The sequence below is a fragment of the Corynebacterium haematomassiliense genome, from assembly GCF_013978595.1.
Lineage (GTDB): Bacteria > Actinomycetota > Actinomycetes > Mycobacteriales > Mycobacteriaceae > Corynebacterium > Corynebacterium lehmanniae.
Genome location: NZ_JACDTZ010000001.1, coordinates 1198760 through 1222764, shown reverse-complemented (window position 1 = coordinate 1222764; position 24005 = coordinate 1198760). Strand labels below are relative to the sequence as shown.

At 61.4% G+C, this 24005-nt stretch carries 27 protein-coding genes, 2 tRNA genes and 2 pseudogenes; 15 read left to right on the top strand and 16 right to left on the bottom strand.

What is annotated here, in order from left to right; genetic code table 11:
- The first annotated feature begins 387 nt into the window (after positions 1-387).
- Positions 388-954, top strand: a complete 567-nt coding sequence (locus tag H0193_RS05875; protein ID WP_236883422.1) for a Trp family transcriptional regulator — start codon at positions 388-390, stop codon at positions 952-954.
- 33 nt (positions 955-987) lie between these two features.
- Here the strand turns inward: H0193_RS05875 and H0193_RS05870 are convergent, their stop codons facing one another.
- Positions 988-2337: an IS256 family transposase gene (locus H0193_RS05870; protein WP_181888978.1), complete on the bottom strand. Its 1350-nt coding sequence runs from the start codon at positions 2335-2337 to the stop codon at positions 988-990.
- A 105-nt stretch (positions 2338-2442) separates the two neighbouring features.
- Between H0193_RS05870 and H0193_RS05865 the strand changes: the two genes are divergently transcribed.
- Both H0193_RS05865 and H0193_RS05860 read left to right on the top strand, forming a co-directional pair.
- The gene (locus H0193_RS05865; RefSeq protein WP_236883421.1) at positions 2443-3480 is read left to right on the top strand and encodes a Mu transposase domain-containing protein; all 1038 of its coding nucleotides are present in this window, start codon (positions 2443-2445) and stop codon (positions 3478-3480) included.
- Positions 3477-4244: an ATP-binding protein gene (locus H0193_RS05860; RefSeq protein WP_181888977.1), complete on the top strand. Its 768-nt coding sequence runs from the start codon at positions 3477-3479 to the stop codon at positions 4242-4244. Before H0193_RS05865 ends, H0193_RS05860 begins: the two co-directional genes overlap by 4 nt.
- Positions 4245-4293: 49 nt before the next feature.
- On the opposite strand, the gene H0193_RS05855 is transcribed toward H0193_RS05860, so the two are convergent.
- Positions 4294-4440: a carboxymuconolactone decarboxylase family protein gene (locus tag H0193_RS05855; RefSeq protein WP_236883527.1), complete on the bottom strand. Its 147-nt coding sequence runs from the start codon at positions 4438-4440 to the stop codon at positions 4294-4296.
- Between the two features lie 50 nt (positions 4441-4490).
- Here H0193_RS05855 and H0193_RS12450 point away from each other — a divergent pair, with 50 nt between their 5' ends.
- Positions 4491-4616, top strand: a complete 126-nt coding sequence (locus tag H0193_RS12450; protein ID WP_272899117.1) for a PLDc N-terminal domain-containing protein — start codon at positions 4491-4493, stop codon at positions 4614-4616.
- A gap of 72 nt (positions 4617-4688) precedes the next feature.
- Positions 4689-4907, top strand: a pseudogene (locus H0193_RS12580) (NAD(P)H-binding protein); the annotation flags it as partial.
- Here H0193_RS12580 and H0193_RS05845 read toward each other — a convergent pair.
- Positions 4904-5800: a LysR family transcriptional regulator gene (locus H0193_RS05845; protein ID WP_181888976.1), complete on the bottom strand. Its 897-nt coding sequence runs from the start codon at positions 5798-5800 to the stop codon at positions 4904-4906. The pseudogene H0193_RS12580 and the gene H0193_RS05845 sit on opposite strands and share 4 nt — an antisense overlap.
- Positions 5801-5820: 20 nt before the next feature.
- Between H0193_RS05845 and H0193_RS05840 the strand changes: the two genes are divergently transcribed.
- Positions 5821-6864 (top strand): SLAC1 family transporter, encoded by a 1044-nt coding sequence (locus H0193_RS05840; RefSeq protein WP_420838843.1) that lies wholly within the window; start codon positions 5821-5823, stop codon positions 6862-6864.
- A gap of 307 nt (positions 6865-7171) precedes the next feature.
- Here H0193_RS05840 and H0193_RS05835 read toward each other — a convergent pair whose 3' ends face one another.
- Entirely contained in the window at positions 7172-7756 is a 585-nt protein-coding gene (locus H0193_RS05835) for a tyrosine-type recombinase/integrase (RefSeq protein ID WP_338026608.1), read from the bottom strand.
- 513 nt (positions 7757-8269) lie between these two features.
- A complete protein-coding gene (locus H0193_RS05830; protein WP_181888974.1) occupies positions 8270-8629 on the bottom strand; it encodes a hypothetical protein in 360 nt (119 codons plus the stop codon).
- 528 nt (positions 8630-9157) lie between these two features.
- On the opposite strand from H0193_RS05830, the gene H0193_RS05825 reads away from it, so the two are divergent.
- Positions 9158-9877: a hypothetical protein gene (locus H0193_RS05825; protein ID WP_181888973.1), complete on the top strand. Its 720-nt coding sequence runs from the start codon at positions 9158-9160 to the stop codon at positions 9875-9877.
- Positions 9878-10049: 172 nt separating this feature from the next.
- On the opposite strand, the pseudogene H0193_RS05820 reads toward H0193_RS05825, so the two are convergent.
- The 8 genes and pseudogenes from H0193_RS05820 to H0193_RS05785 form a co-directional block, all read right to left on the bottom strand.
- Positions 10050-10238: pseudogene (locus H0193_RS05820) on the bottom strand (IS1249 family transposase); the annotation flags it as partial.
- Between the two features lie 208 nt (positions 10239-10446).
- A tRNA-His gene (locus tag H0193_RS05815) sits at positions 10447-10522 on the bottom strand.
- A gap of 47 nt (positions 10523-10569) precedes the next feature.
- On the bottom strand, positions 10570-11199 hold the full coding sequence (gene orn / locus H0193_RS05810) for an oligoribonuclease (protein ID WP_181888972.1): 630 nt from the start codon (positions 11197-11199) through the stop codon (positions 10570-10572).
- Complete coding sequence (cmrA, locus tag H0193_RS05805; RefSeq protein WP_181888971.1) at positions 11200-12006, bottom strand: mycolate reductase; 807 nt, start codon at positions 12004-12006, stop codon at positions 11200-11202.
- 10 nt (positions 12007-12016) lie between these two features.
- Positions 12017-12337 (bottom strand): transcriptional regulator, encoded by a 321-nt coding sequence (locus H0193_RS05800; RefSeq protein WP_181888970.1) that lies wholly within the window; start codon positions 12335-12337, stop codon positions 12017-12019.
- Complete coding sequence (locus H0193_RS05795) at positions 12334-12774, bottom strand: hypothetical protein (protein WP_181888969.1); 441 nt, start codon at positions 12772-12774, stop codon at positions 12334-12336. The genes H0193_RS05800 and H0193_RS05795 overlap by 4 nt, the downstream gene beginning before the upstream one ends.
- Positions 12775-12941: 167 nt before the next feature.
- Positions 12942-14324, bottom strand: coding sequence for an MFS transporter (locus tag H0193_RS05790; protein ID WP_181888968.1), 1383 nt, complete (start codon positions 14322-14324; stop codon positions 12942-12944).
- An 803-nt stretch (positions 14325-15127) separates the two neighbouring features.
- On the bottom strand, positions 15128-15319 hold the full coding sequence (locus H0193_RS05785; protein ID WP_181888967.1) for a hypothetical protein: 192 nt from the start codon (positions 15317-15319) through the stop codon (positions 15128-15130).
- 354 nt (positions 15320-15673) lie between these two features.
- Between H0193_RS05785 and H0193_RS12330 the strand changes: the two genes are divergently transcribed.
- The 3 genes from H0193_RS12330 (at position 15674) to H0193_RS12325 (ending at position 16871) form a co-directional block, all read left to right on the top strand.
- Entirely contained in the window at positions 15674-15982 is a 309-nt protein-coding gene (locus H0193_RS12330; RefSeq protein ID WP_181889681.1) for a transposase, read from the top strand.
- Between the two features lie 17 nt (positions 15983-15999).
- Positions 16000-16362: an IS3 family transposase gene (locus H0193_RS05775; protein WP_181888966.1), complete on the top strand. Its 363-nt coding sequence runs from the start codon at positions 16000-16002 to the stop codon at positions 16360-16362.
- A 317-nt stretch (positions 16363-16679) separates the two neighbouring features.
- Positions 16680-16871 carry a PspC domain-containing protein gene (locus tag H0193_RS12325; protein WP_181889631.1) on the top strand — a complete coding sequence of 64 codons (192 nt, stop codon included), beginning with the start codon at positions 16680-16682 and terminating at the stop codon, positions 16869-16871.
- Between the two features lie 13 nt (positions 16872-16884).
- Here the strand turns inward: H0193_RS12325 and H0193_RS05765 are convergent.
- Positions 16885-16958, bottom strand: a tRNA-Arg gene (locus tag H0193_RS05765).
- Between the two features lie 55 nt (positions 16959-17013).
- On the opposite strand from H0193_RS05765, the gene H0193_RS05760 reads away from it, so the two are divergent.
- From H0193_RS05760 to H0193_RS05740, 5 genes are all read left to right on the top strand, one after another.
- Complete coding sequence (locus H0193_RS05760) at positions 17014-18996, top strand: bifunctional copper resistance protein CopD/cytochrome c oxidase assembly protein (protein ID WP_181888965.1); 1983 nt, start codon at positions 17014-17016, stop codon at positions 18994-18996.
- A gap of 167 nt (positions 18997-19163) precedes the next feature.
- Positions 19164-19820: a single-stranded DNA-binding protein gene (locus H0193_RS05755; RefSeq protein ID WP_181888964.1), complete on the top strand. Its 657-nt coding sequence runs from the start codon at positions 19164-19166 to the stop codon at positions 19818-19820.
- A gap of 115 nt (positions 19821-19935) precedes the next feature.
- Complete coding sequence (ettA, locus tag H0193_RS05750; protein WP_070844710.1) at positions 19936-21606, top strand: energy-dependent translational throttle protein EttA; 1671 nt, start codon at positions 19936-19938, stop codon at positions 21604-21606.
- Positions 21607-21615: 9 nt separating this feature from the next.
- On the top strand, positions 21616-22020 hold the full coding sequence (locus H0193_RS05745) for an acyl-CoA thioesterase (RefSeq protein WP_181888963.1): 405 nt from the start codon (positions 21616-21618) through the stop codon (positions 22018-22020).
- On the top strand, positions 22021-22647 hold the full coding sequence (locus tag H0193_RS05740) for a DUF8185 domain-containing protein (protein WP_181888962.1): 627 nt from the start codon (positions 22021-22023) through the stop codon (positions 22645-22647).
- Here the strand turns inward: H0193_RS05740 and H0193_RS05735 are convergent.
- Together H0193_RS05735 and H0193_RS05730 are read right to left on the bottom strand one after the other, a co-directional pair.
- Positions 22644-23057 carry a globin gene (locus H0193_RS05735; protein WP_181888961.1) on the bottom strand — a complete coding sequence of 138 codons (414 nt, stop codon included), beginning with the start codon at positions 23055-23057 and terminating at the stop codon, positions 22644-22646. The genes H0193_RS05740 and H0193_RS05735 overlap by 4 nt on opposite strands.
- Positions 23041-23997, bottom strand: a complete 957-nt coding sequence (locus H0193_RS05730; RefSeq protein WP_181888960.1) for a mechanosensitive ion channel family protein — start codon at positions 23995-23997, stop codon at positions 23041-23043. Before H0193_RS05730 ends, H0193_RS05735 begins: the two co-directional genes overlap by 17 nt.
- Positions 23998-24005 lie beyond the last annotated feature (8 nt).

Genomic DNA, 24005 nt, shown 5'->3' with positions numbered 1-24005 from the left:
CGTTGATCGTGACAATCGCCATCAGCAGATTGCGTGCGCCCTTTTCCCGTGAAGGCGCTCAACGCGGTTCCAGAGCTCATCTGGCACGGATTCTTCGCCGTGGATCTTCGTCACCGCATCGGTGAGCTCTAGTGCCGCGTGCTTTTCATCGGAGAAGACATCGGGAGTTTCCGTCCAGTTCTCCACACGGCCGATTTTCTCTTCCGTCCAGCCGTCTTTCCTAGCATCGCGGCGGTGCATAGTGTTGCGACCGGCTAGTTGGTAGCGGTGTGGTGACTTTCGGGTAGCGGTTCAGTGGGTTTCCGGTAGCGGGGTTGGCGGTGGCGGGTGATGCTTTCGGGTGGTTGCACCACAGGGGTGTAGCCGGTTACCGGAAGGAGTCCGCTGATGACGGATTACCGGGCGGTGATGAAGCTGCTTGTGCAGCAGCGTTCGTACCGCCAGATTGAACAACAGCTCGGGTGCTCGCACCGCGCGATTTCCCGGTCGAATCAGGTGCTTCGATCCCTTGGGATTCGCACTATCGACCAGGTTTTGGCGTTGACGGATGATGAGCTCGACGAGTTATTCGTAGATGGGCGCAGTACCGGCCAGGGCGATTTCGTCCCTATCGATTTTGATGCGGTGGTCAAAGCCCGCACGGGGCGTAACAAGCAGACACTGCAAGTGCTGTGGGCGCGCTACACCACCACACCTGCTTTACCCGGCCAGCTCCATTACAGCTACGACCGGTTTCGACAGTTGGTGGCGTCTCATGTCGATGCGGCCGGTTTGACCGCACGCATCACCCATACACCGGGGCACACCATGCAGGTGGATTGGGCAGGCACCAAGATGCGCCTGTTCGACCCTTATGGCGCACCGGGGGTGAAGGTCAGCGTATTTGTTGCCTCAATGCCGTATTCCGGGATGATTTTTGCCCTCGCATGTCCGGATGAGCGCCAGCATTCCTGAGGGTGTCCGATTCTTTGTGTGCGGGGGTTTGGTTTACAAGTAGTCCGCGAATCGGTCGGGGTAAGCCACGGCTAGTTGGTTGATGGCTTGTTTCCACCCGGTGGCTTTCGCTCCTTCAATATAGCCGTTGCACTCAACGTCGCGCTTCGCTTTCTTGGCTCGCTGCGCAGCGCGCTTGTCTTCGATGTTGCAGATCATCAACCAAAGCGTCTTCAGCGCCGCGGTATCGTTCGGGAATTGCCCGCGGTTACGGGTAGCTTTCCGCAGTTCAGCATTCAGCGACTCGATCGAATTCGTGGTGTAGAGCACCCGGCGTGCCGCCGGCGGAAACTGTAAAAACGGCACGAACCGCTCCCAAGCGTCGCGCCAAACTTTGACCGACTGCGGGTATTTCCGGCCCAGTTCACTGGCCTCGAACGCATCCAAGCTGGCACGGGCGGTGTCCTCGTTTGTGGCCGTGTAGACCTCACGCAGCGCCCGGGAGACACCTTTGCGGTCCTGATACGACACCCACCGGTTCGCAGCCCGAATCAGGTGCACGATACAGGTCTGCACCATGGAATTCGGCCAGGTGGCTTCCACGGCTTCCGGCAAGCCTTTGAGCCCGTCGCAGCAGACAATGAACACGTCCTGGACACCGCGGTTGGCCAGATCCGCGCACACCGATGCCCAGAATGCGGCACCTTCATTTTCAGCGATCCACAATCCCAGGATGTGCTTGATGCCGTCCATGTCGACACCAACCGCCATATAGCAGGACTTGTTGACCACGCGGTGCCCGTCACGGATCTTGACGCGTAGCGCGTCGAGGAAGATCACCGGGTAAAACTCGTCGAGCTGACGGTTTTGCCAGATCATGACCTCGTCTAACACCGCATCGGTAATGGTGCTGATCGTATCCGGACTCATATCCACCCCGAGCGTGGTCACGAGGTGATGCTGGATATCGCGCACTGTCATCCCGCCGGCGTATAGCGAGACGATCATGTCGTCGAGTTCTGTGAGCCGGCGTGCACCCTTGGGCACCATCCGGGGAGTAAACGTGCCGGCACGATCCCTGGGCACGGTCACGTCCAACGCGCCGTAGCCAGAATTGACGGTCTTGGTGTACGACCCATTGCGGTGATTGTTGCCCTGTGCGGATTCGACTTGGGCTTTCGTCTTGCGGTCAGAATGGCTATAGCCCAAATGCGCATCCATCTCCGCCTGCAGACCAGCGTTGATCGATGCCTGCAGCAGGCCTTTGACCAGCTCGCTTGCATCATCAGCGGAAGCCGACAGCTCGCTGATCAAGCTGGCGAGCTCAGGATTTTCCATCAGCTTCTCGCTGATCTCATTGACCTTTGCCGGGTCATGGTTTTTCTTCGGTGACACCGTAGTCATTATCGGTGAAACTCCTTCTAGATCAGAGCCTCACACACAAACTTCCTGACACCCTCGCATTCCTGGCTTGATGCCCACCACCACGCGTTCGCCTACTTCGGGGGCGTGCCTGAGGTTGTGGTGCCGGATAATGCCTCGACTGCGTCGAACGCGATCAGCGCGGCGGATCGAAACCGCAAGGTCAACGACACCTACGAGCAGTTTTTGGAGCATTACAACACCGCAGCACTGCCCACGAGGGCGAAACGGCCGAAAGACAAAGCGAATGTCGAAGCCGCAGTCAAGATCGTCACGCACAAGGTCATCCACGCACTCGATGGCCACCAGTGCGTCGACCTTGACGAGCTCAACTCGCGAATTCAGCAGCTGGTTGACCAGATCAACCAGGCGGTGCCGTTTCGTCACCAGCAGTCAAGCCGCAAAGACATTTTCGATGCGCATGAAAGGCACCTGTTGACAGCGCTTCCCGATACCCCGTGGCAGCGCAACGAATGGAAACGCGCCAAGGTCGCCCCAGATTGCCGCATCACCGTAGCTAGCGTGTGGTACTCCGTGCGGACCCAGCTCGTTGGCCGCACTGTCGATGTGCGCATCACCGGGCAAGTGCTCACGGTCTTCGATGGTGGCCGTGCCGTTACAACCCCCACGCTTGCCCGCACCCGCGGGGCGTATGTCACCGATGCCGGCCACATCCCGGCGAATATGGATCACGCCCAGGGACTGTGGACGAGCGATTACTTCCTGCGCGAAGCCCAAAAGATCGGGCCGGCGACACGCACCGTCATCGAGGAAATGATCACGGCGAAAGCAATCCCGGCCCAGGCGTACCAATCGTGCAGGAACGTGCTGTCAATGGGCAAACACGCCAACAAGCTCGTGTTGGAAGAAGCATGTAAGCGCTTGGTCTCCTCCGACGGGACCCGCCGGGCGGTGTCCTACACCGCGGTCAAAAACATGATGGCCGCCGTACGCAAAGAAGCCGCAACCCGACCACACGGCTTCGACCAACCGGCACCGGCCACACCTGGGCATCGGGCCCACGCACCCGCCGCTGCCACACGCGACACCAGCGGCGCCTACCTCGGTGGCGCAGCACAGTTCAGCCTGGACAACCTCATCAAGAAAGGAACCACAACGCCATGACCCCACCGACCCCGCCGCAAGAGCGCTTCCTCGACGAATCCGTCCTCGCGGACTTCACAGCGATGCGCATGACAGCCTTCGGCAAAAGCGTCATCGACATCGCCAACGACCCAGCCTTCGACACGTGGACCTTCTCCCAAAAGGTGCTCTACGCACTCGACAAAGAAGTCGCGGCCAGACGCGAACGCCGCATCAACAAACTGCTCAAGGCATCACGATCGCCAAACCCCGATGCCTGCCTCGAAGACGTCGCCTACGCACCTGACCGCAACATCAACCCAGAACAAGTCAGCCGACTCGCTCACGGACAATGGTGCCACCTGGGCCAAAACATTGTCATCTTGGGCAAATCCTCAGTCGGCAAGACCTACCTCGCCCAAGCACTGATCACCGCAGCATGCCGCAACGACTACTCCGCCAGGTTCTACCGCACCGACATGCTCGCCGCGCACTTCGCAGTAATGCCACTCGACGACCCAGCCCGGCTCAAACTCACCCGCGAGTTGATCAGCGTCGACGTGTTAGTCCTCGACGACTTCCTCACCACCCCAGTCGACGCCGCCACCGCGCACCTGCTCTTCAACATTCTCTCCGAACGAGAAGGCAACCGATCAACAATCGTGACCTCACAGTTCACCCCGCAAGACTGGTACAGATCCATCCCGGACGCCGTCATCGCCGAGTCCATCCTCAACCGACTCATCGCCGGCGCCGAAATCATCACCCTCGAAGGACCAAACATGAGACTGGAAGCTAACCAGTAACACACAAAGCGCCTGAGCAGGGACCCGCTACCGGATCCCCACTCAAGCGCTACCACAAACTCACCACACCGCTTCCATTTCGATCTTCTAAACAGTGCATAGCAAGGCAGTATGTGCACTGGTTGATTGCAGAGGCCCGCAGCTGCACGAGATGCGAGTAATCCTTGTCCACACGGGCCCGCACGTACGTCTCCATACCGAGCATGGGCGCGTAGGCGACTTTCGGGATTGGTTTCCGGTTATTCGGTGCGGGACCTAGCCCGCACCAACTCGAAGCAGATTCGGGGTCCAAAGTGGCTTTGGACCCCGATCATCGGCGCGGTGAACACGCTGGGTTGGGTCGGCTACTTCCTCATCGGCAAAAAGCGTTAGTTCCTGAACCCGTGCACCGGGGCGGGCTCGTGGCACGCCTACGTCGAGTCCAAGTAGGCGGTTGACCAGCGTCTTTACGCCTCCGAACTGCCGGTCACCATTCTCGGTCTCACCCGCCTCACCGATGAGCCTTCCAAGGGCATTTCACTTCTCGACGCCCCCCGCAACCCCGAATCCACCACCTCCCGCGAGCTTGTTGCCGAGGTGATCGTGGAGGTCGTGAACCGCGAGGACCTGCTCCAGCCAAACCGATTTGAGTTCGATGACGGCGACGACGTCCCCAAGATTTAACTGAGCGCTCCGAAAGATTTGGCAAGCCGGGTAAACGCTGTCGCGTCTTTGGGCACCGTCGCACCGCGGCGAACGACTGCGGAGATGCTGCGCTCGAACGCGACTTCTGTGGCTACGATCGCCGCCGCCCCCAAAGCAACCTGATCCAGCACGGCGCTCCGGGGAATGATCGCGGGTGCTCCGAGGGCGATCATCCCCGCGCGTTGCGCAGACAAAGAGCCGAACTCGCCGGCTGGGTCGGCGAGTTCGCCCAACTCCTCTTCGATCACCCGGCGCGTTCCTGACCCCGGTTCTCGAACTATGAGTGGGGTTGCGCGCAATTCTTCTCTGCTCACCGACTCTCTGTTGGCCCACAGGTAATGCGCGGGGACCGCAAGCACTAGCTCGTCTGGGCACAGCACCGTCTCGATGAGATCATGTCGGGGCGTACCACCCTCTACGATCCCAAGCTCAGCGATACCGGTAGCAACGAGTTCGCGAACGTCTTGGGAATTCCCATGGACCATAGTGAGTTTGACCTTGGGATGCGCATCACGAAACGCGGCTGCCCATACCGGGTAGTGGATCTCCGCCACTGTGTTGGACACGGCCACAGTCAGGTGTCGTGCGAGGTTGTCAGCGCGTGCCTGCTCAACATTGTGAGCAAAATCAGCGCACGCTGTCAGCAGTGCAGGTACCGCCTCGAGTACCACCTCGCCACTCTTGGTGGCCTTGATCCCATATGGGGAGCGCTCGAAAACGGTGACTCCAAGCACCTGCTCAGCGCGAGAGACCCTAGTTGACAGTGTCTGCTGGTTCATTCCCATGTCCCTAGCGGCGCGGGAGATGGATCCCGCGCGCGATACAGCGAGGAGCGCCTCAAGATCTGTTATCGCAGGTAGTTTTGGGTACATGTGAGCATGGTAACCCGCACATGCACTCTCGTCATCTTGGTTTCACATCCTGCAGAGTTAGCGTGAGGTGCATGACAAGTACGCGTCCCCAGACACAGCCAAGTTCGAATCTGCCTTCACCGGGTCCTGCGTGGGCTGGGTCACTGATGGGCACCTCAATTCTTGCCACGTTAAGCAATATGCATGGAGTGCCGATTGTTTCGCCGCTGCTCTTGGTACTCGGTGTCGGGATACTGTGCACTCTGGTGGCGGGGTGGTGGCACTATCGTGAACCTGGGTTTAGCTCGCAGTCGATGCCGCAGTGGGGAATGACGTCCATGGGAATTCTGGCGCTGGGTTCTGCCGCAACCGGGATCAGCGGAGCAGTGCATTGGCAACTCGCTTCGTGGTGGATCGGGGCGCCGCTTAGCTGGGTGGTGTGCATAAAACAACTACAGAAGTTTTCAGGCGCCCCCACCTTCCAGTGGGGCCTGGCCCTTGTGTCGCCTATGGTGGCGGCCACAAGCGCAGCTCAGCTCGCTAGCTACGTTGAGGCTCACAGCACGTTCGCCGCGGGTCTGTTCCACGCAGCTGGAACTGCCTCGTTCATTCTCGCGCTTGTCACCGCTCTGCCCATCTTTGCGCGGTGTTATGTAGCCGCTGCGCGAAGACATCTCTCCATCCCGCCGACGATGGGTGGAACGGCATGGATTCCGCTGGGTATTGTCGGGCAATCAACGGCAGCAGCACAGCTGCTGTTCAGCGAACAAGTCGGTGCCGCATATGGGGCTACGATGATCATTCTTGGAATCGGCCCGATGATGTATGCGGCCCGGCACTTCTCACGCACCGTGAGCCGGTGGGCGGCCTACACGCCAGGTTGGTGGGGGTCAACATTTCCCGTTGGCACGCTGAGCCTCGGAACGCACTTCATGTCCCAAACTACTGGTGCTGTCTGGCTAAACGGCGTCAGTCAGATGCTGCTTGTTGTTTTGGCACTGCACTGGATGGTGTGCGCGGTTCGCTTCATTGTTTGGCTGATTCACGAGCGCAGTACGCAACAAACGCCCGCACCAGGCCATTAGCGTAAGCCAGATCATGATTGGGTAAATCCGCCACGATACGGGCGTACTCCTCGAGCGGGAAATAGCCGTAGTCGTAGTAAAAGGCCATGCGCGTGCGCATTAACCCCAGCTCATACCACTACAACCGCACACCCGTGCCATGCGGGAAGTCTACATCACACCCGACCACTCGCATCAGTCAATACGGCCACTTCGTCGATATGGGCACAGGCTCGATTTCTATCGTGTTAGCTCTATCGATGCTTGGAGAAGGTGCTGCGAGCTTGGTGTCAGCTCGCTAGTTCAACTTACTGCAGCGCACGCATGTCTACCTTGGTGTGTCTACGAAAGTATGTGCTTGCGCGGTCGCTCGAATGAGTGCTTCGACGTTGGCGCGGTCGTTGTAGTACTCGTCTGCGATCTGCTCGGTGTGGCCGAAGATGTCTGCCCGTGTCCTCGCGTCCATCACGTCGGCGTACACGCCGTGCAGTGTGGCGCGCCATGAGTGGCTGCGAAGGTCGCGAAGAATCTCGACACCCGTCTCGTCGGCGATTTGTTTGTATAGCTCGGGTACTTTGTCGTCGGCGTTGGTCGCGTCCCATGGCCTCGCCGTCGTCGTCGGTGAGCCTACGATGTAGTGCGCCTCGTCCTCGCGGTGTGTACGCAGGTATTCCGCTACGTCTTCACGCAGAATTGGTATGTAGCGGCCCTTTTCCTTGCCCTTGCGACCTTTGACGATGTCCTTGGTCGCGTTGATGATGATGTTCTCGCCGTTGTCCTCGACGTGTGCCCAGCGCAGGCGGTTGGCTTCGGAGATGCGCAGTCCTGTTACCGCCTGTAGCAGCGTCAGCCGCGTAACTCGGGCGTGCGCGTTGATTGTTGACTGCCGCGCCCCGCCTTTCTTCGGCTGCACCAGCGGCCCGCTTATATCGCGCGTGAGCAGGTGCTTGACAACCGTGTCGTATTCCTCGCTCGTGAGTGTTCTACGATCGTCTACTTCGTCTTTCCCCTGTGCTCGAATGTCTAGCCTGGCCCCGCGTATGGGGTTGCCCGCAATGACTCCATCGCGGACGAGTGCGCCCGCACCAGCAGATCAAGCCGTCGGTATCGCAGGTGCCAACGGAGCCGAATCGCTACGGCGCTACCTCGACAGCCCCGACGAAGCCGACACCGACAACGACACCGCCCCCGCCGCCGCGGAAACAACTGCCGACACTGTTCACGACAGCGGAGCAGGACGAGCTGTTGGGCATGAAGGAGAGCGAGATAGAGTAGGTCGTCCCGGCGAGAATGAACGAGATCTTCGACAAGGACGGCCACGACGAGAAGATGAAGCGTCAGTTGGCCGAAGCCGAAGCGAAGCACAACGAGATGCGCAGCAGGCTGGGGCCGACAACAGCAACCCACTGCGCGAAGCAGCGCGGCCTCAGCGGGGTCGTCCTCGCCCCAACAAGTCGGTGCGCCCGCGTCGTGGTCGCCCGACAGCTCGGTAGAGAATATGCGGCAGGTCGATTTTGATTTCCTCGAACAGCGCGTGATGGACGATGAATTTCGGCAATTCCAGCGCTCGGAGTTTGACGGTACTGACGCTGAGTACTTCGAGCATTTGCTCGCTGACGATGATGCGCTCGCCCTCGACCACGCCGCATACGCGAAGCCTCGCACCCGACTGGTTAAACCGGTAGGCGGTCAACGCGATCGGCTGCTGCGTACTGTCGGCGAGAACCAGCGGCGACTCGATGCGCTGCGTCGCGCCACGGCACGGCGGAGACAACAACAGCAGCAACAGCAACAGCCTTGCCGGGAAGGCGATCGAGATGGTGGCGATGACTAGCGCCTGAGGGTTAAGTAGCAAAAAGTGTGTCTGCTATCGGCGTGTCGGAGGGTTAGATGTGGCCCTTTTGTCGCGCTTTCCGCGGGACCGCACATGCAGTAGATACGCCAACGGTCCTACCACGGGTATGAACACCAGAAAGAGCACGATCCAGACATCCGACCATCGTCTGTTAGGTTGCCTGAAAAATACAATGATACTGGCAACTAATAGCACCACAGCCGCCAACGTGAGCAGCATAAAAACGTAATCGACCGGAGATGGTTCTAATGGAGAAACTCCATTGCCTTGCAAAGCGGTTAACTGCATTTGTGAAATTTCCATCCACCCCTGGTTCATCATATTGCTTCTGACACTGTGTTTTCGCCCAAGATCCTACTTGGCCAGCGCCTCCCACCATCGCGCGTTAACGCTGTCGCAACACGCCTTCCTGGACAGTGAGGTGGTACGGTCCGTACACACACTCCGAGGAGGAAAATCATGACCAGCACCACCACCCGTATCGCCGCGTACGCAACCGCAGCAACGCTCGCACTCGGCGCTGTCGCCGCGACCCCGGCGAACGCCGCTACCGTCGCAGCAAAGGGCAAGGACGGCGTGTGCGCCGTGAAGCTTGCGCCGGCCGAGAAGCGTTTCATCGAGTCGTGGTTCGACGAGTCCAAGGCGATCGGTGACTACGAGCAGGCTCGCGACCTCATCGCGGCGATTGAGCAGGTCTACCCGGGCGTTGTCGCGGAGAACGAGAAGGCGCTCAAGGGTGAGAAGGCGGAGTTTGGCAAGGTGTTGCCGGAGGGTCTCGTCGCAAAGTATGCGGATGCGCAGAAGACGATGAAGGAGTCGGAGCCGACGGTGAATCGCACGCTGGAGGCGATTGACACGAATTCGTGGCGCGTTGGTCCGGAGGACACGAAGCGCATGGAGACGCCGCTGACCGCGAAGGATGGCGACGTGTACAAGGCGTGGATGGAAACCCCGTCCGGGAAGGTCGCCGCGAAGAGCATGCTTATCGACGACGCCGACGCCACCGCCGCCGAAACCTGCACCAAGGGCATGCGAGCGGACGTGAAATACCCCACCGCCAAGGCGGACGCGAACGTGCCTGCCATTGTCGGTGGGGTAATTGCGGCGCTGCTGGTGATCGCAGGCCTCGTCTTCGCGCTGCCCCACTTCGGCATCAAACTGCCGATGTTGGGCATGTAGTTCTGGCTAGAACTTAGCGATCGGGCCGAGGGCACGGTCCACAGCGAACGGTGCCAGCAGGGCAATCAAGGAGATCAGACCCGCGATGCCTGCGATGGCCAGGGTGGCGATGAGGGGTTAAGTAGCAAAATGTGTGTCCGTTCGGCGTGTCGCCGGGCGGACACTTTGCTTGCTATTTCATGGGGCCTTTCCTGATTCCTATCGAGTGGTTGTATTCGGTTGGGATAGCGTTGTCGTAGAAGGCTGGTCGTCCTGTTTCTTGGTTGGCTTTGTTGTGGTCTTCTTCGGCAAGATCGTTGACTTTGGCGAGTTGGTCTTGTCCGAAATTGCACTGCCTGGCGATTTTGAGTGGATCGTCTGGATTGAACGCGAATCGGGCGTATATAAGGTTCCGCACCTTATATACGCCCGATTTATGCTGCCTGATCAGTGATAACCCCGAAAATCAGACACACTTTCTGCTACTTAACCCGCGCCTGATTTCTAGAATCTATAACGTACTCTTTAACGTACCCGGCGATTAAAGCAATGTACCCCGTAACCTGTTTATGCAGGCTACGGGGTATTTTTGGGGTGGCTGACGGGACTCGAACCCGCGACACCCAGGATCACAACCTGGTGCTCTACCAGCTGAACTACAGCCACCATCGCTGTTTTTGCAGCGGGAACTACCTTAGCCCCTCACCGTGTTTTCACAAAAACGGCTGGTAGGCGTCGGTTGCGCCTGCGGCCGCTCCCACGGCAGCCTCCGTATCCGGCCCGGGGGAGGGCACGAACACCGCGCGTCGGTAGTAATCCAGCTCGCGGATGGACTCCACGATGTCCGCCAGCGCGCGGTGCGCCATGCCCTTTTGCGGCTGGTTGAAGTACGCCTTGGGGAACCAGCGGCGTGACAGCTCCTTGACCGTGGAGACGTCGATCATGCGGTAGTGCAGCGCCGTGTCCAGCCGCGGCATCTGCGCGCGGATGAACGTGCGGTCGGTGGCGATCGAGTTGCCAGCAAGCGGTGCGGGGTGCGCGGGATCGCAGTGCTTTTCGACGAGCTCGAGCACCGCATCCTCCGCCTGCTCGATACTGACGGCGGACGCCTTGATGTCGTCCAACAGACCGTTTTCGGAGTGCATCTGGGTGACAAAGTCGTCCATCTCCGCGAGCTCAGCGTCGGTGGCGTGCACGACCATGTCCACGCCCTCGTCGATGATGTTCAGCTCCGCGTCCGTGACCAGCGCTGCAACCTCAACGATGACGTGGCGGGCGGGATCGAGCCCCGTCATCTCCAGATCCACCCAGACGATGCGGTTGTCTTTGGCGGCGATGTCCATCTATTCCTCTCCCATCTGGGCGTAGAACTTGCCCATAATCGGTGGCAGTACGCCGCGCGGCGCGTAGTTGGAGACCACATCCATGGCCTTCGAAAGCGGGCCCGGCACGATGCGGCGGCGGTTCTTGCGCATGGCGGCGATGGTGTCGGCGGCGCAGGACTCGTAGGTGGTCCACAAAAAGTCCGGCACGACCTTGTCCACGATGGACTGCTCTTCTTCCGGGATGTAGGCCTCGCGCACTGGCCCCGGGGCGAGCAGCGTGACGTGCACGCCGGAGTCCTTCAGCTCGTAGTGCAGTGCCTCGGTGAACATATTCACGCCGGCTTTGGTGAACACGTAGGTGGCGTTGTTCGGGATCGGCAGGTTGCCGGCGGCGGAGCCGACGTTGCACAGTGCGCCCTCGCCGCGCGGAACCATCTGGTCCAGCACGGCCTTGGTAATGCGGAACACCGCCGTGGCGTTCAGGTTGAACTGGTTCGTCTCGTAGTCCCAGTCCTGACGCATGAACGGGCCAAAGCTGGCGATGCCGGCGGAGTTGACGCAGATGTGGATCGTGCGCTGCGCAATGTGCTGAAGCAGCGCGTCGACGTCGCGCTTTTTGGACAGGTCCCCGGCGAAGATTTCCACATCGATGCCGTGGGTGTGCGAGAGCTCGTCGCCAAGCTTTTGCAGCACCTCCTCACGGCGAGCGACGACGATCAGATTGTGGCCTTCGGCCGCGAGCTGGCGGGCGACGGCCTCGCCGATGCCTTGGCTCGCGCCGGTGATCAGCGCGAACGCGCCGGGTGCAGGTGCGGGAAAACTCATGTGGACGAATCTACCCGCCAGCGATCTCGCGCAACGCGGCCGTGTGGTTTTCAAAGGCCTCCGCGCCCGTTGCGGTGAGCGTGACCCACACCGTGTCCTTCGCGCGAGTGGAGCCGTACTCGCGGAAACGCGTGACGTAGCCGTGCTCCTCCAGCGTGGCCAGCTGCTTCGACAGGGCCGAATCAGACAGGTCGGTTTTGTCTCGCAGGGAGCTGAAGCGCATCTCGTGCCGGGACGTTTGCTTCTCGACGGCTCCCGCCCCGTACAGCGCCGCACAAATCTTCAACCTGGCCAGGGGGTGAATGACGGGGTCGATGGCCGGGGCGTTCATCGGTTCCTGCTTTCGTGGATCATGACGGCCGTGAATATGACCGCCGTGATTACGCCGGCGATGACCCCGCCGACCACACTGCCCTCGGGGACCAACCAGGTCAGCGGAAAGACGAGCATTGGAGCAAGTGCGGCGGCCCAGTTTGTCTTCGGGTCTTCCTGGATCGGCTGCTTCATGCTCGGGCGCACGTTGCGGTTGTTGTCCCAGACAGCGAGCGCGATGCAGGCGATGGCGATGAGCACGAACAGCACCCACCAGTACTTCCAGCCGATGATCGTGCCGGCGATCGTGATGCCGAAACTGGTGCCGAGGATGGCGTAAGCCCACGGCGGTGTGTGTTTGCGTTGTGTTCCGCGCTCGATCCCGTCGATCTGCTCGAGGGCGGCGCGGGCTTCTTCGCGGGAGATCTGCGTTTGCGGCGGCTTGTTGCTTTCCATGTCTGCAAGTGTGTCACTTTCCGGAGTGGAAAGCAAGGGCTTCGGGTGTTGGAGGTGTGCGCGTTTGGTGGCCTCGGTGAAAACCTGAACTCAGGGGGCGTTTGACGGGGTGGTGGCGTGAAAAACGGGCGGCCGAAGCCGCCCGAGTTCAGGTTTTGTACGACGCGTTAGATTTCGTGCATCTCCTGGTCCTTGGTCTCAGGTGCGGTGAGGATGGCCACCAACGAGATCGCGGTGACGACCACCAGGTAGTAGCCCACCGCCTTCGGGCCGTAGTTGGAGCTCAGCGCCGTGGCGATGAACGGGGCGATCGCAGCACCGAGGATGGAGGATACGTTGTAGGCGATGCCCGAGCCGGTGTAGCGCACGTTGGAGGGGAACAGCTCCGGCAGGATTGCGGACATCGGGCCGAAGATGAAGCCCATCAGGATCATGCCGATGAACAGGAAGATGCCCAGGGAGACCATCGTGAACGTCTCCGGGTTGAGCAGCCACTTGAAGCACAGGCCGTAGACGATGATGGCCACGGACGTCAGACCCAGCGTCGGGCGTCGTCCGTACGTGTCGGCCAGGTGCGCCGCGACCGGGATGCCCAGCATGAACCCGAAGATGCACACCAGCTGCAGCTTCAAAAACGTCGGGTATGCGATGCCCAGGCCCACGCCCTCCTCGGCGGAGCCGATGCCGTAGGAGAGGAACCAGGTGGTCACGATGTAGAACAGCGTGTAGCAGCCGACCATGATGAACGTGCCCTGGATCAGCGGCTTCCAGGCGGTCTTGAACACCTCGGCCAGCGGGGAGGCGGCCTTCTGGTCGTTTTGCTCCACCTGCTGGAACACCGGGGTTTCCTCAACCTGCAGGCGCACCCACAGTCCGATGATGACCATCACGATGGACAGCAGGAATGGCACGCGCCAGCCCCAGGCCATGAACGCGTCCTCGAAGTCGCCGGACGTGTGTCCCAGGACCGTCACCAGGATCAGGAACAGGCCGTTGGCCAGCAGGAACCCGAACGGCGCGCCGAGTTGGGGCCACATGCCGGCCCACGCGCGGCGTCCCTTAGCAGCTGTTTCTGTGGACAGCAGAGCCGCACCGGACCACTCACCGCCGAGGCCCAGGCCCTGGCAGAAGCGCATCAGGGCCAGCAGCGCCGGCGCCCAAATGCCGGCCTGCGCGTAGGTGGGCAACAGGCCGATGATAAAGGTGGCGATGCCCATGGTCAGCAGCGCGCCGACCAGGGTGGCCTTGCGGCCGATCTTGTCGCCGAAGTGGCCGAACAGCACCGAGCCGAGCGGGCGGGCGATGAACGCCAGGCCGAAGGTGGCAAACGAGGACAGCAGCGCGACCGTGCTGGACTCCGACTTGGGGAAGAACAGGAACGGAAACACCGCCACGGCGGCGGTGGCGTACGCGTAGAAGTCGTAGAACTCGATCGTCGTGCCGATGGTGGAGGCGAGTCGGACGCGGCGGCGCTCCTCCGGGGTGGTCTCCCGGAGCGCAGCGGGTGCCGCTGGTTGGGGAGTGGGGTGGTGTTCGACGCTGGTGGTCATCGCCCGTCCTTTCGTTCCACTGTGTGAGATCCAGATCTCATTGAATGATTGAGAATGTATCACACTGTGAGAAGTTGGTCTCAAGTTAGCGGTTGGTGGGCGGAGTGACGTCGTTAAGCGAAGGGCGTTCTCGTAAAAGTTGACAATCGCGGTTCGCGGACGAAAGTGAACGCGCAGGTTACAGACTTATTGCCAACGTCTTATGTAAAATCTTGCGAAAATCGGCAGTGCTCGGTCGCCAGAGCCCATTTGCGTCAGCGACCCCCGAACCACACAAACGAAAAGCGCACCCCGGCAGTGTCTGGTTCGGCGGCATCGTTCCGCACCCCCCTGCCTGCGCTTTGCTCAGGCCGCGAAGCAACGCCACAACGGCCCATACCGCAACACCCCACCTCGGAAGCAACCTTAAAACCCCACCCCGGGGCGCACCGAATCAGAAAATCTCGAGGCACCGTAGATAATCCTACTGCGCGAACGAGCTTTAAGTAGTAGTCTCCAGAATCGAAGCGCCCGTACATTGCGGATTGGTGGAACGAATCACGGCTCCACCAAAGCCTGGACTACCGCACCCCGGCTGAAGCCGAAGCCGAATTTTGGAAACACCACCCAGTCAAGAAATAATGGAAACCAAGGCAAAAGCCTAGGAACAAAACTCGGGGCACTTCAGACTTTTCGAACCGGTAGGTTTGCACCCCTGCCGGTTCTTTTTATTTAAATCTGCTTCTTAGCTTACATATCTAACGTGTAAAAGCGGGTGGAAAGCCTACTTGCAGACTTTCCACCCGCTTTTATGTCTCTATGATTTAAGGATTTATCTGTGCGTTATGCTCGCGCGAGGCAAGATAAATTCCGGTTCCTGTCGATGCAAGAATTAAACCGGCTATTATCCAGCTAACAGCGTTGTCTTCCATGATTCCTAGCCGTTTAAGAACGATTAAGAGAACTCCGAGAGCAAAGAATATCAGTGCAGCTGTAATTTTTTTTGCGTTTTTCATCTTTAGAATCTCCTCCGATGAATCTACTGAGAAGAGCAACCTGTTACGCGAATGCCGGCGATGCTTCCCCTGCCCCAATAAGACCTGTCGCCAAAAGTGAAGTAGCCATCGCTGACGAAATGATCTTCTTCATTTTCATGGTACTCACCTATCTCCGCATCCTTGCGGTGTTGATTGGTGGGAACACTTCAAACCCAACCAGTAACCCACATCACATTTCAAGCACTTCTGCACCAAACCCGAGAATTGTTATTGAACCGGTATCAAAGACCCTGCAAATTGCCAAACCTCAGACAAAAAGTATGAAGTGCCCTAGGTTTTGTTCCGTTTGAGTAGCTGGGAAAATCTTCGAACATGCCGAAGAAGTTTGATCAGGGTGCGAAGGACCGTGACGTTCGCCTTGTTGGAGATCGTATTCTGGCGGAGAATATTTCGACGCAGGAAGCATGCAAGATCGTGGCACCAAAGCTGGGCGTCTCGTGCCACACAGCGAGGCGATGGGCGCAAGCCGCTCGTCGCGAAGGACGTGTTGTGGAATCAATGCCCGAGGACCTTGTGTCAGGGGCGAAGCTGCATCGAGAAAATCAACAGCTGCACGACACCAACGAGTTGTTGCAGGCCGCTTCGGGGTTTGTCGCGTCGGAACCAGGCCAAAAACGTTAAGAAATGATCCGGTATTGATGAGTATCGTCAATCGTCTCTCAGTCGAGTTCATCTGCCAGACGTTAAACACGCATCGCGAAGGCGGCTTTTTTACTTCGCGTGGGTACCGCCAATCCAAAGCCGACGGTGTAAACGCCCGCAGTTGTCGCGACGCAGCTGTCGTGGAGCATATTCGCGACGTTCATGCTGAAAATTGCAGCGTTTACGGGGTGCGGAAAATGTGGCGCGTGCTGCAACGCCAAGGCATTGACATTGGACACGAGCACACAGCCCGGCTGATGCGCAGCGCTTATCTGTCCGGCAAGGGCAAAGGCGCAAGCACCGATCACAACACGCAAACCCAAGGGTCCGGATTGTCGCCCAGACTTGGTCAATCGTGAATGTAGGGCTCCTGGCCCTCATCGGCTGTGGGTGGCGGACATTACCTACCTGCGCACCAGGAAAGGGTTCGTGTACACCGCGTTCGTAACTGATGTATTCTCCCGGAGGAACGTCGGGTGGGGGCGATTGCGGCTCTGCCATGGATGGTCGCACTTGGAGCCACCGGCCCTGTGGGGGTGGTAATCTTAGCCTATGCGGGAAAGCTGGGTCACGATGCAGCTCGAGCACACCGCCACGGAATGTGTCTCAGAATCGTTGTGAACACAAACGTGGCAAGCAGTAGTAGCGGCGTCTCGACATTTGAGTACGGAGGTTCATAGCGCCCCAGCGAGAAAAATGGCACCGAGTCGAGGACGGCAAGCTCATAGCAGGGGTCTGTGCTGGAGTAGCTGAAACATACGGAACCTCCGCCAACACGGTTAGGACTATTTACGTGATTGCCGGTCTCTGCGGGGCGCCCATGGTTATTGTCTACTTATTGCAGTGGGCTATCTACCCACGATATTAAGTGCAGCAATTTGCGCCCCCAGCAGGATTCGAACCCGCGACCAGCCGGGTAGAAACCGGATGCTCTAATCCACTGAGCTATGGGGGCAACACCGGCTGATTGTAGTTATGGCTCAGGCACACGCGAAAGTAGGGTATGCGGCATGACTGCACCCGCCCGCACTCGCACCGTCGCCCCCGCTTGGCCGCTGTATCTGGCCGCGTTCGCCATCGCGGCCGTTGTCGCGGGCGCGGTGGGGGAGGCGTTCTCGGGCGGCTCGCTCGCGGAACTGGGCATCCCGGATCCGGGCGCGGCCACCACGGTCGGGCTGCCGGCGCTGCGTGGCGTCGCGTGGCTGCTCATGGCGCTGGCCACGGGCTCGTTTTTGCTCTCTGCCTTCCTCATCCCGCCGAAGCAGACCCAAGAAGACCTCAACGGCGCCCGCCTGACCGTCGACGGCCACCTCGCCTCGCGGACCGGCGCCCACGCCAGCGCGGGCATCGCGCTGATCGGGCTCGCCATGATCCCGCTGGTGCTTTCGGACGTCTCCGGCCAGCCGCTCAAAACCGTCCTGTTCGAGGCAGCCGCATGGTCGCAGGCGCTGGACCAGGTGGCGGACGCGCGCGTGTGGCTCATCGTCGCCGTCTTCGCCGCCGTCGTCGCGGCGTTTGCCTACACCGCGACCAGCTGGTGGTCCCAGGTCTGGCTGTTCGTCGGCGCGATCGTGGTGGTCATGCCGATCGCGCTGACGGGCCACTCGGCCACCGGCGGCGCGCACGACTTCGGCACCAACTCGCTGATCTGGCACCTGGTAGCCATGCTGCTCTGGGTCGGCGGGCTGATGGCGCTTGTCGCACATGCTTTACGACGAGGCCCCGGCCTCACCGCCGCCACCCAGCGTTACTCCCGCATCGCGCTGTTTTCCATCATGGCCATGGCCGTCTCCGGTGTGGTCAACGCGCTGGTACGGGTGCGTCTGGAGGACCTGACGCAGTACAGCTACGGCTGGGTGCTGATCATCAAGACTGTCGGCATTGTCGTCCTCGGCATGATCGGCTACGTGCACCGCGAGCGGACCATCCCACAGCTCGACACCCAGCCCAGGGCGTTCACCCGCCTTGCCGCGGGCGAGGTGCTCATCATGGCGGCGATTGCCGGCCTGGCCGTCCCGCTCGGGCGCCCCCCGCCCCCGCCGCCGCTGGACCCGAATCTGACCCGCATGCAGATCCAGATGGGCTACAACCTCACCGAGCCGTTGACCTGGACGAACTGGCTGACTACCTGGCGCCCGGAGCTGCTGTTCAGCGTCATTGCGATCCTGCTGGCGGCGTACTACCTGCACCTGGTTCGCAGGGTGGACGGCTGGCCGGTCGCGCGCACGCTGTGGTGGCTGGCCGGTTGCGCGATGGTCATCGTCACGCTGAGCTCCGGCATGGGCATGCACATGCCCGCCTCCTACTCCGCGCACATGACGGTGCACATGATCCTGTCCATGGGCGTGCCGGTGTTCCTGGTGCTCGGTGCGCCGCTGACGCTCGTGCGCGAGGCGTACCCGGCCGGCGAGTTCAATCCGCGCCTGTGGGCGGAAAGCTTCCAGAGCTCGAAGTTCCTGCGCGCGGTGACGTTCTCGCCGGTGTCCACCATCCAGTTTTTGGTGGTGTTCTACGCCATGTACGTGATCCAGCCGTTCTACGAGCTCATGATCTCCGAGCACGCCGGCCACGTCATCATGAACGCCGCGTTCCTTATCTCCGGCTACCTCTACTTCTGGGAGCTCATCGGCCCCGACGAGATCGAGGGCCGCCCCACCGCGAAGGTGCGCCTGTTGTGGCTGTGGGTGTCCATGCCGTTCCACCTGTTCATGGGCGTGTACCTCATGCAGCTCGGTTCCGTGATGGGCGAGGAGTTCTACCGCTCGCTGGAGCTGCCGTGGAACCCGGACCTGCTCGCCGTGCAGAAGGACGGCGGCGGCATCGCGTGGGCGTCCGGCTCTTTCCCGCTGGTGATCGTCTTCGGCGAGCTGTTCCTCCGTTGGTGGCGCGAGGATAAGGCGGAAACGGCCGAGTCGGACCGTCGCGCGGAGGAGACCGACGACGAGGAATGGCGCCGCTACAACGAGATGCTTTCCCAAATTCATGGCCGCTAGCTGCGGATTGTGAATTTCTCAGGTTAAGTTATCCACAATTTGGCCGACCCCTTTTTCTGCCTTGCGTTTCGTGCGACTCTGCTCGCGCAGGGGGCAATTGCTTATCGACGAGCTCCCCGCCCCCGCAACCGCACACCATCCGCACGCATGCAGAAAGGGGCCTTGAAATGGCCAACATCGACTACACGCTGCTCGGCAACCTGATCGCCGAGCCGTACTTCAAAACCTTCAACTCGGGCAACGCAGTGCTGCGCTTCCGCGTGGCCACCTCGGACGTGAAGAAAGAAAAGAACGACAACGGCGACGACGTCTGGCGCGACTACAACCAGTTCTACGTCGACGTCGAGTGCTGGGGCCAGCTCGCGGTCAACGCGGGCGCGTCGCTGCGCAAGGGCTTCCCGGTGATTGTCATCGGCAAGCTGGTCCACGAGTACTGGGAGGGCAAGGACGACAAGGGGGAGCCGGCGCTGCGTTCCAAGACCACGCTCAAGGCGCGCCACGTCGCGTTCGACCTCGCGCGCTACCAGGTCAACTCGGTGCGCACGTCCGTCTCCGGCAACACGCTCGACGGCCACGAGATGCCCAAGGCGATGGACGCCAAGGCGCTGAACAAGAAGCTCAACGGCGAGGACGCCGAGGGCGACACCGCCGACAACACCGAGCCCAAGGGCGGCTGGGGCAGCTTCGCGGACAGGCCGGAGGTGGAGGAGCGCCGCGTCAGCGCCGAGGACGTCGACGGGGTCACCCGCACCGATGCCGACACCGACACCGACACAGACAGAGCAGGGGAGGAGCTCGCCGCAACCGGCGGCGCCCCGTTCTAGTTTTTGCAGCCTTCGCCCCGCCGCTTCTAACGCGCCTTGGAAGCGGTGGGGCGCGCGTGTGCGTCATGTACCCTAAGTGCGGTATTTACCTCCGCACTAACAAAGGGGATTCGTAGTGGCTGAGTTCATCTACACGATGAAAAACGTCCGCCGAGCCATCGGCGAGAAGGTCATCCTGGACAACGTCACCATGGCGTTTTACCCGGGCGCCAAAATCGGCGTCGTGGGCCCGAACGGCGCCGGTAAGTCGTCGCTGCTCAAGATCATGGCCGGCATCGACCAGCCGAACAACGGCGAGGCGTTCCTCCAGCCGGGCGCGTCCGTGGGCATCCTGCTACAGGAGCCGCCGCTGAACGAGGAAAAGACCGTGCGCGGCAACGTCGAGGAGGGCCTCGGCGAACTGTTTGAGAAGAAGCAGCGCTTCGAGGAAATCGCCGAGGAGATGGCGACGAACTACTCCGACGAGCTCATGGAAGAAATGGGCAAGCTGCAGGAAGAGCTCGACGCGGCCGACGCGTGGGAGATCGACTCCAAGATCGAGCAGGCCATGGAGGCACTGCGCTGCCCGCCTTCCGACGCACCGGTGACCAACCTGTCCGGTGGCGAGCGCCGTCGAGTAGCACTTGCGAAACTGCTGCTGAGCGAGCCGGACCTGCTGCTTCTCGACGAGCCCACCAACCACCTCGACGCGGAATCCGTCCTGTGGCTGGAGAAGCACCTGCAGACCTACCCGGGTGCTGTGCTGGCGATTACCCACGACCGCTACTTCCTGGACAACGTCGCCGAGTGGATCTGCGAGGTCGACCGCGGCAAGCTCTACCCCTACGAGGGTAACTACTCCACCTACCTGGAGAAGAAGGCCGAGCGCCTCGAGGTCGCCGGCAAGAAGGACCAGAAGCTGCAGAAGCGCCTGAAGAAGGAGCTGGACTGGGTCCGCTCCTCCCCGAAGGCCCGCCAGGCCAAGAACAAGGCCCGTCTCGAGCGCTACGAGGAGATGGCGGCAGAAGCCGAGCAGTACCGCAAGCTCGACTTCGAAGAAATCCAGATCCCGACCCCGCCGCGCCTGGGCAACAAGGTTGTCGAGGTGGAGGACCTGAACAAGGGCTTCGACGGCCGCGTGCTGATCAAGGACCTGTCGTTCACCCTGCCGCGCAACGGCATCGTCGGCGTGATCGGCCCCAACGGCGTGGGCAAGTCCACGCTGTTCAAGACCATCGTTGGCCTGGAGGAGGCCGATTCCGGCTCCGTGGAGGTCGGCGACACCGTCAAGATCTCGTACGTGGACCAGAACCGCGAGAACATCGACCCGGAGCAGACCGTCTGGGAGGTCGTCTCCGACGGCCTGGACTACATCCACGTCGGCCAAAACGAGATGCCGTCGCGCGCCTACCTGTCCGCCTTCGGCTTCAAGGGCCCGGACCAGCAGAAGCCGTCCAAGGTGCTCTCCGGCGGCGAGCGCAACCGCCTGAACCTGGCACTGACGCTGAAGCAGGGCGGCAACCTGATCCTGCTGGACGAGCCGACCAACGACCTCGACGTCGAAACGCTCGGCTCGCTGGAAAACGCGCTGCAGGCCTTCCCGGGCTGCGCCGTGGTGATCTCGCACGACCGCTGGTTCCTGGACCGCACCTGCACCCACATCCTGGCCTGGGAAGGCAACGTGGAAGAGGGCAAGTGGTTCTGGTTCGAGGGCAACTTCGGCGACTACGAGGCCAACAAGGTCGAGCGCCTCGGCGAAGAGGCCGCGAAGCCGTCGCGCGTCACCCACCGCAAGCTCACCCGCTAGGAGCACGTCATGGCTGAAATCCACGTCCACACCATCCCGGTGCGCTGGAGCGACTTCGACCGCTACGGGCACGTGACCAACTCCGCCTACATCGAGCTCGCCCAGGAGGCGCGCCTGGCGTTCGCGCAGGAGTTCTTCTTCTCCCAGGGCCACGAGTTCGTGGTGTTCGTGCGCCGCCTCGAGGTGGATTACGTCCGCCCGATCCTGCCTAACACCACCGAGGTGACGGTGGAGACGCAGGTGTCCAACGTGGGCAACACGTCGTTCACCACCCGCCAGGAAATCAAGGATGCGCAGGGCAAGGTCTGCTGCGTCATCGACTGCGTGCAGGTCACGGTGGATACCACCACGACCTCGCCGCGCGAGATCACGCAGAAGGAGATCGGCATCCTCTCACAAACGGCCGGGGCCTAAGTGGTCGAGCTGCACATCGAGCGCGGCGCGCGCGGGCTCACCGCGTTGCTTTCGCGTGCGCTCGCGCTGGACGCCCAGGCGTCCGCCCGCATTCAGGAGGTGGGCGAGGGCCAGCTCGACGTGTTTGTGACCACGCCGTTTGATGCCATTGCTTCTCGACGCACCTCCGGCACCACCACCGACCCCGGCGCCACCGTCAGCGCTCGCGATTTGCTCGACGCGCTGCAGTCCGGCGCGACCGAGGTAGGCCCCGCCCGCGACGCCGCCTGGCCCGGGGCCCTGCCGCCGGCGAGCGGCTTCATCGCCCGCGAGGAAGTGCCCATCGGCGTCGCCCGCCGCCTGGCGGACGAGGGCCGCAACCTGGCGCGCCAGTTCTCCGGCCCGGCCGGCCCGCCGCGCTCGCTTCTCGACGGGGTAGTGCTCACCGCCGACGCCGACAGCGACACCCCCGTGGAGATCCCCATGCGGATGATCTTCGCCTGCACCTCGCTCGGGCTGATCCCCGGCTTCGAGGCCCCCGCCGAAATCCCGCGCCACCTGCGCGTTGCCACCTCCGGCAGCTGGGTGCGCCTTGACGCGCCGTTCGGCTCCGTCTACCGCAGCACCCGGCCGAACCTGCTGTTTTAGTATGCGCGCGGGCCCTGGTTGATCATCATGTAGGCCACGCGCTGCATGTGGTTCCACATTTGGGCGCGGTAGGCGGGCGGCAGCTCGTCGTCAGTAAACTGCTCCATGGAATTGCCCATGAGCTCCAACCAGCGGTCCGCCTCCGCCTCACCGATGGCGAAGGGCAAGTGGCGCTTGCGCAGCATCGGGTTGCCGCGCTTTTCCTGGAAGGTGCGCGGGCCGCCCCAGTACTGCACCAAAAACCAGCGCAGGCGGTCCTGCGCGCCGTCCCAATCCTGGTCCGGGTACATCGGGCCGATGAGGTCGTCCTTCTTGACCTGCGTGTAAAAGCCCTCGACGAGGCGGTGGAAGAACGCGTCGCCACCGACGGCGTCGTAAAGCGTCTGCTCCTGCTTAGGACCGATCTCCATTGCTCTCCTTCATCTCTACAAGCACAGAATCCATCGCCGTGAGCACCACGTCCTGCTCGTGCAGCGCCGCCAGGATGCGGTGGTTCAGGTGGCGGGCCACGCCCCACTGCTCGCCCGGCATCGTGGTCACGCTCAGGCGGAACGACACGTAGGTCGGGTTGAACTCGCTGGGACCCAGCATCGTCGGCGTGCCCATGACCAGATCGCGGATCTCCGGGTCCTCGCACGCCGCGACTGCGGTTTCCTCGATGACGCGCGAGACCTTGTCCGGGTTGGCCATGACCGACACCGGGATCTGCAGACGCGCCGTGGAGAAACGCGCAGAGTGGTTGCCCACCTGCTCGATATCGCCGTTGCGGATGTGCCACAGGGCGCCGTCGATGTCGCGCAGCGTAGTGATGCGCAGCGACATCTCCTCCACCTCGCCGACAATGTCGCCGACCTGGATGGTGTCGCCCACGCCGAACTGGTTCTCAATGAGGATGAACATGCCGGAGAAGAAATCCTTCACCAGCGACTGCGCGCCGAAACCGATGGCCACGCCGACCACACCGGCGGACGCGATCAACGGCGCGACGTTCACGCCAAGCTGGTCCAGCACGGCGAGCGCCGCCCACGTCCAAATCACAATCGCGGCGACGGACCGGCCCACGTTGCCCAGCGTCTTCATGCGCTGCTGGCGGCGGGCCTCCTGCGCCCGGTACTGCGGGGTGTCCTCCACGGTGGGGGCGATGAACGGGGTGCGCTCGATGCCGTGACGGGTGGCGCGGTTGATCACCTTGCGCGCCAGCCAGCTCAGCACCAGCGCGACCACGATGATCAGCAGGATCTTCACGGGGCGTTCCACCACGAGTTCGTGGGTGGCTGGGTCGTTCCACCAGTTGGTGACGCCGTCGACGGCCTCGTCGACCTTTTCTGCAGTATCTGTTTGCGCTTTCATCGGGAGCG